This window comes from Amycolatopsis sp. NPDC057786 (assembly GCF_042797905.1).
In the GTDB taxonomy this organism is placed as follows: domain Bacteria; phylum Actinomycetota; class Actinomycetes; order Mycobacteriales; family Pseudonocardiaceae; genus Amycolatopsis.
On sequence record NZ_JBHVKW010000111.1, the window covers coordinates 18,484 to 27,336 of the forward strand.

10 protein-coding genes are annotated in these 8,853 nt (G+C 69.9%); 5 read left to right on the forward strand and 5 right to left on the reverse strand.

Translation table 11 applies throughout. The features are described 5' to 3' along the window. Positions 1–40: 40 nt before the first annotated feature. From ACFVM3_RS35845 to ACFVM3_RS35860, 4 genes are all read right to left on the reverse strand, one after another. Entirely contained in the window at positions 41–877 is an 837-nt protein-coding gene (locus ACFVM3_RS35845; protein WP_378444335.1) for a metallopeptidase, read from the reverse strand. A 124-nt stretch (positions 878–1,001) separates the two neighbouring features. After that, the gene (locus tag ACFVM3_RS35850) at positions 1,002–1,235 is read right to left on the reverse strand and encodes an ANTAR domain-containing protein (protein ID WP_378444336.1); all 234 of its coding nucleotides are present in this window, start codon (positions 1,233–1,235) and stop codon (positions 1,002–1,004) included. A 365-nt stretch (positions 1,236–1,600) separates the two neighbouring features. Next, positions 1,601–1,891, reverse strand: coding sequence for a J domain-containing protein (locus ACFVM3_RS35855; RefSeq protein WP_378444337.1), 291 nt, complete (start codon positions 1,889–1,891; stop codon positions 1,601–1,603). 72 nt (positions 1,892–1,963) lie between these two features. Then, the gene (locus ACFVM3_RS35860; protein WP_378444338.1) at positions 1,964–2,395 is read right to left on the reverse strand and encodes an Hsp20/alpha crystallin family protein; all 432 of its coding nucleotides are present in this window, start codon (positions 2,393–2,395) and stop codon (positions 1,964–1,966) included. A gap of 989 nt (positions 2,396–3,384) precedes the next feature. On the opposite strand from ACFVM3_RS35860, the gene ACFVM3_RS35865 reads away from it, so the two are divergent. Then, on the forward strand, positions 3,385–3,792 hold the full coding sequence (locus tag ACFVM3_RS35865) for an STAS domain-containing protein (protein WP_378444339.1): 408 nt from the start codon (positions 3,385–3,387) through the stop codon (positions 3,790–3,792). A gap of 5 nt (positions 3,793–3,797) precedes the next feature. On the opposite strand, the gene ACFVM3_RS35870 is transcribed toward ACFVM3_RS35865, so the two are convergent. After that, positions 3,798–4,634: an SDR family oxidoreductase gene (locus ACFVM3_RS35870; protein ID WP_378444340.1), complete on the reverse strand. Its 837-nt coding sequence runs from the start codon at positions 4,632–4,634 to the stop codon at positions 3,798–3,800. 166 nt (positions 4,635–4,800) lie between these two features. On the opposite strand from ACFVM3_RS35870, the gene ACFVM3_RS35875 reads away from it, so the two are divergent. The 4 genes from ACFVM3_RS35875 to ACFVM3_RS35890 all read left to right on the forward strand — a co-directional run bounded on the left by ACFVM3_RS35875 (position 4,801) and on the right by ACFVM3_RS35890 (position 8,711). Beyond that, positions 4,801–5,538, forward strand: a complete 738-nt coding sequence (locus tag ACFVM3_RS35875) for an ANTAR domain-containing protein (RefSeq protein WP_378444341.1) — start codon at positions 4,801–4,803, stop codon at positions 5,536–5,538. Positions 5,539–5,797: 259 nt separating this feature from the next. Then, positions 5,798–7,846, forward strand: coding sequence for a DNA ligase D (ligD, locus tag ACFVM3_RS35880; protein ID WP_378444342.1), 2,049 nt, complete (start codon positions 5,798–5,800; stop codon positions 7,844–7,846). Positions 7,847–7,948: 102 nt separating this feature from the next. Then, positions 7,949–8,458: a phosphatase PAP2 family protein gene (locus ACFVM3_RS35885; RefSeq protein ID WP_378444343.1), complete on the forward strand. Its 510-nt coding sequence runs from the start codon at positions 7,949–7,951 to the stop codon at positions 8,456–8,458. A 70-nt stretch (positions 8,459–8,528) separates the two neighbouring features. Beyond that, positions 8,529–8,711 carry a hypothetical protein gene (locus tag ACFVM3_RS35890; protein WP_378444344.1) on the forward strand — a complete coding sequence of 61 codons (183 nt, stop codon included), beginning with the start codon at positions 8,529–8,531 and terminating at the stop codon, positions 8,709–8,711. Positions 8,712–8,853: the final 142 nt, after the last annotated feature.

Sequence of the window (8,853 nt, forward strand, 5' to 3'; positions counted from 1 at the left end):
CGACCTGCCTCACCTTTCGTGCGGTGCGCGGTCTTCTCCGTCAGGCCGCGGCTTGGCGGGTTTCCTCCGGTAGCGGGCGCAGCAACGGCTCGGCGTTCGCGATCAGGCGTTGCGCGGCGCGGAGTTCGTCGGCGACACGCCGGCGCTGCCGTCGGAGGACGTCCACCTTTTCGCGGGCTGCGGCGACGATGCGGTGCGCGTGCCGGGTGGCCTCGCGGACGATGTCCTGGGCACGAGCGTCGGCGGCTCGCTCCTTCTCTGTGATGGCCCGCATCGCCTCGGCGCGGCGGGTGTTCATGGCCAGTTCGAAGTCGGTCTGGATCCGCTCTCGGAGCCGGGCGGCCTCGGCGTCCAGCTCGCGACGGCGTTGCTCGGCCCGGCTCGTCATCGCCTTCACCTGATCCCGTGCCCGGTCCATGAGGGCGCGGTGCTCGGTTTCCAGTTCACGGCGGCGGTGATCGAGGTCGGCGACCGCCTGTGCGGCGAGCCGTCTCAACCGGTCGGCCGCCTGCCGCGCGTCGGTCCAGTCGTTCTCCGCGGCTTTCCGCGCTCGGGCGGTGATCTCGGCGGCCTCCTCGGTGGCGAGTTCGGCCATTCGCCGCAACCGTTCGGACAGTGCCGCCGGATCGACGGGGGTACGGCAGATCCGGTCGATCAGGGCGCGCAGCCGGTCGATCTCCGCGCGTGCCGTTTCCAGCTGGCGTGCGAGGTTCTCCGCGCAGGCCACCGCCGCGTCGCGGTCGGCGGCGATCAGGCGCAGTTCGGCTTCGGTCTCGTGCACGTAGTGCCGGACCTGGTCACGGTCGTAGCCCCGCAGCTCCATGTCGAAATCGGTTCGCAGAGGCACCAGCTCCTCGCAGGTGTCCGTGGCCGCCACCGGTCTCTCCTTTCTCCGGCTGTCCGGTGAATATTCACTTCCCCTTGGTAAGACGAAGCGTCGACGTGCTGTGTTCCCGGCGGGAAGCCATGTGTGGCAAGGAAATCCGCGGGCTGGCCGCCGGTCACTTCCGCCGGATGGAGTCGAGCCGGTTGAGTTCGACGTTGCGGTGCTGGGATCGCTTCACCAGTTTCGGAAAGGCTTCGTCGGCGCCGCAGCCGTGGACGGCCATGATGATGCCTTTGGCCTGGTCGATCTCGGCTCGTGAGCGCAGCGCCGTCTCCGGCTGGGAGCTCCGATCACGCGACTGCTGCCGGCGTGCGGCGTCGAGCAGTAACAGGCACCGACAGACAGGCACGAATTCCGCCCTGGCAGGCGGCCTCGGCGAATTCGGCCATTCGTACCGGTGCTCGTCGACGGCGGCCCGTACCGGACGGCGTGAGCGGGCGGCGCGAAGGCAAGGTCCACGGCCGGAATGGCCTTGCGCCTTGTCGATCCCGACGACACCTTCGTCGGGAAGGCGACGATCCTGAATACAGCGTCGTGGAGAACCGTGACGGCGTTCGGAATGGCGTGCCGGGCGGTCATGGCCACCCGGGTCAACGCGTCGTAGAAGGGTTCTTCGGCCGCGGCGATGCCCCGCGATCCGGCGACCGCCTCGGTGGTGGCGTCCAGCCGCGCCACGGGGATCGGGGCGGTCCTTCGGTCATGGTCGTCACCTGGTCACGTCAGGTCCTCCACCGGCCTGCTCACGCGAACCGGTCCCGCCACCAGATCCGGCCGGGACGGTGATGCGGGGTGATACCGGACCCGGACGGGCTCACCGCGCGCCGTGCCCGGTTTCCCGGCGCCCTGGTCGCGGAGCCGGTGATAGGCGGTGATCACCGCCGCGAGCCTTTCCCTGTCCGGATCCGCCGTGTCGGGATGACAGGCACGCACGGCACGCCGGAAGGCGGACGTGATTTCGGCGCTGCCGGTGCCGGCGTCCAGCCCGAGCACCGCGTACGGGTTCATGACGACCCCCCGAGCGTGGGACGTCCGGCCCCGCCCGCGGGCAGGCGGCGAGGCCGGTGTCCGTCGAGACGATCAGGCGTTGAGCTGCTTGGTTTCCGTGCCGCCGCCGATGGTGATCTTGCGGGGTTTGGCCTGTTCGGCGATCGGCACCCGCAGCGTCAGCACGCCCGCGTCGTAGTGCGCGGTGATGTTGTCCGCGTCCAGGGTGTCGGCGAGGAACAACTGCCGGGAGAACACGCCGCGAGGCCGCTCGGCGACCTGGACCTCGCTGCCTTCGGCGTAGTCCGTGGCCCGTTCGGCCTTGACGGTGAGTACGTTGCGTTCCACGTCCAGGTCGATCGAGTCCGGTGCGACACCCGGCAGATCGAACTGGACGACGTACTCGTTGCCCGACCTGTACGCGTCCATCGGCATCACCGCCGGCTTCGAGGCGGTGCCGTCGGTGCCGAAGAACTGCTGTGCCAGCCGGTCCAGCTCCCGGAACGGGTCGGTCCTCATCAACATCACGATCTGCCTCCCATCTTCGTTCCTTGTGCGTCGGTGGTTCGGAAAGCCGGTGGGCCGTTCACGTGTGCCGAGCCGGGGCGCCCTGACACCCGCCCGCCGCCGTGCCGTCCGGGCGGCGTGCCGCCTGAGGCGCGCCACTAGACGCGGGGCCGGGGACCGCGCCGCGGTCTCCTCGAGCCGTCAGCCGTACCAGGTATGCCGCGCGGAAGCGAGGCACCGGGCGGGTTTCAGGGCGTGACCGGGCAAGTGCCCGTCAGCGGAGGGGATCGTTGCCGGTACCGCGGCTGTCTTGACGGCGTCCCACCCCCGGCATCGCCTCCCGTCCAGGGCGGAAAGCCGGTTCGCCACGGGCCGGAGGAGGGGGATCGCGGGCGCGGCGGAAGAGTGGGCGGGACGTCGAAGTTGGCGGCCACGATCTCGTCGAATTCGGCGCGCAGCCAGGACTCGTCGGCGCAGAGCAGTTCGGTGAACGCACTGGTCACCGACGTGGGGCGCACGGTGTCCGGCATGGTCGATCACTCCCCGGCAACGTTCGTCGTCCGACACCAGGTCATGTACCGCTTCGCTCAATATCTATAGTACGCACTGTAGATTGTGTCAAGTGGTGGGCATAGCTATTCTGCCGTTGCTGCCGTGAAGTCCGGCGAGACCGAAGGAGCAGGTGCGTGACTGGCCTGAGCGAGCCTGGACACCGCGGACCTGGTGCGCCCGTGGCGCTCGGACGGGGGACACCGACGCTTCTCGCGACGCCGAGGACACGATCAACGATCTGCGTGCCCGTCTGGGTGGCCGGGATCAGTGAGGGCGCCGCGACACTGCCCCGAATTCCCTCTTCAGGCCCATGGACGTACACCGCTTCCCCTGATACAACGGCAGGCACAGCGGTTGAGTCCACAGCCACTCCGTGCTCACCCGGGCCTGGCAGCTTTCCCGGCTCGCCGGAGATTCTCCTGCTCGGGATCCATCACAGCTGTCCGGGAGTTCCCGTGTCGACCTTCCTCGAAGCACCCCCAGCGGCGCACCGCACCCGCACCTCGCCCAGCCAGGTACCGGCCACCCGCACGGCCTCGTTCCCGCCGCCGGATCCCGGCGGATCGCTCCGTCTCACGGTCACCCGGCCCGATCCCACGACGGCCGTCATCGAGGTCGAAGGCGAACTCGTCGCCGCCACCGCTCCACGGCTCGCCCATCTGCTCGGCCCACGGTTGACCTCCACCCTGCGCACCGTGGTGATCGACCTTTCCGCGGTCACCTTCCTCGACAGCACCGGTCTCCGCGTCCTCGTCCATGCCCGGCATCAGGCGGCCGTCACCGGGCGGACCCTGGAACTGATCACCGGGCCGGGCGCGGTCCAGCGTGCTCTGGAGAACATCGGCCTGAAAACCCGTGCCTGACCGGGTCACGGAGAGCGCCAGTCATGAGCGGGGTAGGCCGTCCCCGCCTGGGCGCCCATCAGCATCAGGCCGCCGTCCACGACGAGTGACGCGCCGGTGATGTAGCCGGCGGCGGGCCGCGCGAGGAACGCCACCGCCGCCGCGACCTCGTCGGCGTGCCCGGTCCGGCCGAGGGGGATACCGGGCCGTTCCTGCTCGCGCGGGTCCACGTCGGTCTGCCCGGTCATCGGGGTGGAGATCTCGCCGGGCGCGACGGAGTTCACCGTGATCCCGTGTTCCGCCAGTTCCAAGGCCAGCACCTGGGTGAGCGCGCCGGCGCCCGCCTTCGCCGCGCAGTACGGCGCCGCGCCCACGCGGGGAACGTGCTCGTGGACGCTGGTGATGGTGATGATCCGGCCGCCGTGCGCGGCGTCGACCATCTGCCGCGCCGCGCGCTGCGAGCAGAGGAACACCCCGTCCAGGTCGACGTCCAGCACTTGCCGCCAGCGGTCGTAGGGCATGTCGATCGCCCGTTCGGCGCTGCCGGTCCCCGCGCAGTTGACCAGTACGTCGATACCGCCGAGGTCCTCGGCGAAGGCGTCGATGACGCTTGCCGCACCAGGCAGTTCCGTCAGGTCGAGCCGGCGTACGTGCGCTGCCACGCCCTGTTCGCGCACCTCGGCGGCGGTGGCTTCCGCGCCGTCCGCGTCGGAGTGATAGGTGACGCCGACGTCGAGACCGTCCTTGGCGAGTGCGACGGCCACCGCGCGGCCGATCCCCGAATCGGAGCCGGTGACGACGGCGCGCCGCGGCGGTTCGGCCTCGGTGGGCAGTGGGGCGGGGGCGGCTTCATGACCGTTCACGGCTTCTCCCTCCGGCACGGATTTCCAGGCGACTCTTCAGGCCGTACCCGGTGCGTCGACGCCGAAACGATCCGGCGGCGATCGCGTTCCAGTGGGTGAACGCCGCCCGGCGCCGGGCGTGGAAAGATCATTCTCCCCCGGTGGCGCAGGGAGACAGGAGATGATCATGGGACTTCGGCCGGACGAGACCTGGCCCGCGGTACTCGACGAGGTCACCGGAGCGCTGGAGTCGCTAACCGCGACGCTGGACACCGAGGACGATTTCGCGGTTCTGCTCCGCCGGACCTGTGAGCAGGCCATCAACGCCGTGCCCGGAGTCGACGAAGCCACCATCACCCTGCTGCGCGACCGGCGACCGGCCACGGTCGCCGGCACCAGCGACGTCGTCACCCGTCTCGACCACGACCAGTACAAGGCTGGCGACGGCCCCTGCATCCAGGCCGCCGGCACGGGCACGGTGGTACGGGTCTCGATCGCCGACGCGGCCGAGCGCTGGCCGCTCTTCGCCCGCGGCGCGGAGGAGGCCGGATTCGGCAGCTTCCTCTCCGCACCCCTCGCGGTCGGTGACGGCCACGCCGGCTCGGTCAATTGCTATTCCAGCCGCGAGCACGGTTTCGCCGAGCTCGACGAGAAGCTGCTGGACCTGTACACCAGCGCGGTCACCGCCCTCTTGCGTGTCTATGCCCGGTACCGGCAGGCCCGCGACACCGCCGAGCAACTCCATACCGCGCTGCGTAACCGCGCGGTGATCGACCAGGCCAAGGGCATTCTCATGGCCGTGCACCGGATCGACGCCGACGAGGCCTTCCGCAGACTCGTCGAACAGTCGCAGCGCGAAAACCTCAAACTTCGCGACGTCGCGATCCGGTTCGTCGTCCAGGCCACCGGTGCCGACCCCGTTTGACCGTGACGGCTCAGGCCGCGCTCCAGTCCCACGGCGTCCCGGAGCTCGCCGCGATCGCGCCGTAGTTCGGGCTGCTCTTCGCCGAACGTTCTCATCGGATCGGCGCGTTTCCGGGTGTTCCGCAGGAGAGCCACGAGCAGGAGGCGGCTGGCATCTGCCGCCTGCCGATACCGAGCGTTGTTAGGCCGTTCGGGTTACCGTCGTCCCAGGCGGCCGGACGAGTGTGTTCGTCCTGGTCGCGCGGTGACGGGAGCTCGTGATGACGCGGAAGTCGGCAGGCGGCCGGGAGGAAGCGAGTACGCCTGGGTGGGTGGAGCCGATGCTGGCCAAGCCGGACGGCGGCCGGCTGCGCGAGGGGCCGGAGTGGGCGTACGAGTACAAACTCGACGGCTACCGGGCGTGCATGAGGATCGCCGCCGACGGCACCACGATCCTGACCAGTCGCAACGGGATCGACTTCACCGACGAGTTCCCGGCCCTCGCCGGGGTCCTCACCGAGGCCCTGGACGGGCGGAGCGCCGTGCTGGACGGTGAGGTCGTCGTCTACAACGACGCGGGACAGATCGACTTCGGGATGTTGCAGGAGCGCCGCGGCCGCTATCAGACCCATCGCAGTTCTGTGCGCCGGGACGAGCCGTTCGAGGACGTGCCGGTCCGATTTCTTGCCTTCGACCTGCTGCGGCTCGGCGGCGTCTCCTTGCTGGCCGAGCCGTATGAGGAGCGGCGCCGTCGGCTGACGCGACTCCCGATGCCGGACCCGTTCCGGGTGGAGGTGGTGCGGGGGTTCACCTTCACCGATCTCGCAGCCGACCGCCGGACTCCGCGGCATCTGCTCGAGCACGTGAAGGCCAGCGGTCACGAGGGTTTGATCGCGAAGCTTCGCACCGCCGCTTACACCCCGGGCCGTCGCAGCGACGCCTGGGCGAAACACCCGCTGATCCAGACGACCGAGGTGATCGTCTGCGGTTACCGGCCGGGGCAGGGACGGTTGCACGGAAGAATGGGCGGGCTGTTGCTGGGCGCCCACGACCCGGACACCGGCGACCTGGTCTACATCGGGGACGTCGGCACCGGGTTCACCGAGGCCGAACGCGGCCGCCTGCAGGCCCGGCTCGACACACTGGAGCGGAAACGGCAACCGTTCGCCGTGGCGCCGCCACGGGCCGACACCGCGCGGGCGCAGTGGGTGAAACCGGTCCTGGTGGGGGAGGTGGTGTTCCGGCAGTTCACCCGCGGTGCGGGCCGCCTGCGGCACACCTCGTGGCGCGGGCTGCGCGAGGACAGACAACCCGCCGAGGTCCTGGCTCCGCGACGGGAAACGCCTTCCGCCGCCGAACCGCGAACGAGTGACCACGCGAACGCCGAACCGGCGGCCGGGGAGCAGCCCGTGGCGTCGCCCATGAGGGGAACGAAGATCACCGTCCAGGCAGGCGAGCGTCGGCTGACGCTGTCCAATTTGGACAAGGTGCTCTACCCGGACGGGTTCACCAAGGGGGAGGTCGTCAACTACTACTCCCATATCGCGCCGATCCTGCTGCCGCATCTGGCCCGCCGTCCGGTGACGTTCATCCGGTTCCCCGACGGGGTCGGCGGTGAACAGTTCTTCGAAAAGAACGTCCCGCATGGCGCGCCTGGCTGGTTGCCGACCGTCCGGATCGCGCGCAGCGGCACCCGCGGTCCCGGGGAGCCGATCACGTATGCGTTGCTGGACGAACTGGCCGCCGTGGTGTGGGCGGCGAATATGGCGGCCCTCGAACTCCACGTTCCACAATGGACGGTCGGCGACGACGGCGCCCGCCGTCCGCCGGACCGGCTGGTGTTCGATCTCGACCCCGGTCCGGGAACCTCGATCGTGCACTGCTGTCGCGTCGCCGAACGACTGCGCGACGCGTTGGCCGAAGACGGACTTTCCCCGCTGGCGAAGACATCCGGTTCGAAGGGCATGCAGCTCTACTGCGCCATCACCACCGGCGACCCCGCGGCGCCGTCGGCCTACGCCAAGAAGATCGCCCAGCGCCTCGCCCGCGAGACCCCGGACCGGGTGACCGCCGTGATGGCCAAGGCCCAGCGGACCGGACGGGTGTTCATCGACTGGTCCCAGAACAACCCCGCCAAGACCACGGTGGCACCGTACTCGCTGCGCGGCCGCGACCGTCCCACCGTCTCGACTCCGGTCACCTGGGACGAGGTCCGTGCCTGTCGCCGCGCGACACAGCTGGTGTTCACCGCGGACGACGTGCTCGACCGGGTCGGCGAATACGGTGACCTGCTCGCCGATCTCGACGCCGCACGGGCGGCTCTGCCTTAGCGCGCGACCCGCCCCGCCTGGACTTTGATCGTTCAAGAGTGGCTACCCCGAATGATCTTCGCCCATTCGGGGTAGCCACGGTCAGGAGGTGTCCCACCGGCGATGTGGCAGGAAGGCGAAGAGGCGCTACGGAGACTGGACGACCATGGCCTGCCGACCTCGCGAGCGCATCCGGTCGTGGTCGCGACGACGACCGCGGCGCGAGGTGGCCTGCTGTGGTTCGTCGTCGCGGCCTTGCTCGCGGTGCGCCGAGGATCTTCCCGTCGCGCCGCGGTATGCGGGCTGGTGGCCGCCGGCGCGGGCATGCTGGGCGGGCATCTGCTCAGCGCGCTGATCCGCCGCCCTCGTCCCGCCACCCTTCGTCTGCCCGCCCGTGAATCCCTGCCGGAACGACCGACTTCGTCCTCCTTCCCCTCGAAGCACGCGGTGACGGCCGCCGCGTTCACCACCGCGGTCGCCCTTCGCTCGCCGAAGGCCGGTGCGGCCGTCGCTCCGCTCGCGCTCGTTGTCTGTTACGGCCGGGTCAGGACGCACGTCCACTGGCCGACCGACGTCTTCGGCGGGGTGGCCTTGGGGTTCGCCGTGGCGTATCGGCTCCGCGGGCGCGGCTGAGGTGCGTTTCGCCGTGATCGGCCACGGGCACCTGAAAACCAGTGCCCACGAATTGCGGAAAGGAGCGTCGATGTCCCAGATCGAGCAGACCGCACCGCCGGCACCGGATCAGCTGCCCGACGAGCCGGGTGAGGAGCCGGTTCCCGACCCGGAGCCGATCGTCATCCCACCCGCCGAACCACCGCATCCCGGGCCGCCCGAACGCGTGCCGCCCGAACCGGAGCCGCATCCCGTCCCGCCGTATCCGCGATGATCCGGCCGGCGTTTCACGCCAACGTCGCTTCGGAGCCGTGGCGCAAGGAAAGGGGCCATCATGTACTTTCGGGCTCCTGCTGGGTGAGGGTTGCGAAAGCCACTTTCGCAACCCTCAACGTTGCGAAAGCGGCTTTCGCAAC

Excerpts from the sequence above, each read along its gene's own strand:
- ACFVM3_RS35855 (WP_378444337.1), bottom strand. The coding sequence starts at position 1,891 with ATGAACCCGTACGCGGTGCTCGGGCTGGACGCCGGCACCGGCAGCGCC.
- ACFVM3_RS35860 (WP_378444338.1), bottom strand. The coding sequence starts at position 2,395 with ATGTTGATGAGGACCGACCCGTTCCGGGAGCTGGACCGGCTGGCACAG.
- ACFVM3_RS35875 (WP_378444341.1), top strand. The coding sequence starts at position 4,801 with ATGGGACTTCGGCCGGACGAGACCTGGCCCGCGGTACTCGACGAGGTC.
- ligD (WP_378444342.1), top strand. The coding sequence starts at position 5,798 with ATGACGCGGAAGTCGGCAGGCGGCCGGGAGGAAGCGAGTACGCCTGGG.
- ACFVM3_RS35885 (WP_378444343.1), top strand. The coding sequence starts at position 7,949 with ATGTGGCAGGAAGGCGAAGAGGCGCTACGGAGACTGGACGACCATGGC.
- ACFVM3_RS35890 (WP_378444344.1), top strand. The coding sequence starts at position 8,529 with ATGTCCCAGATCGAGCAGACCGCACCGCCGGCACCGGATCAGCTGCCC.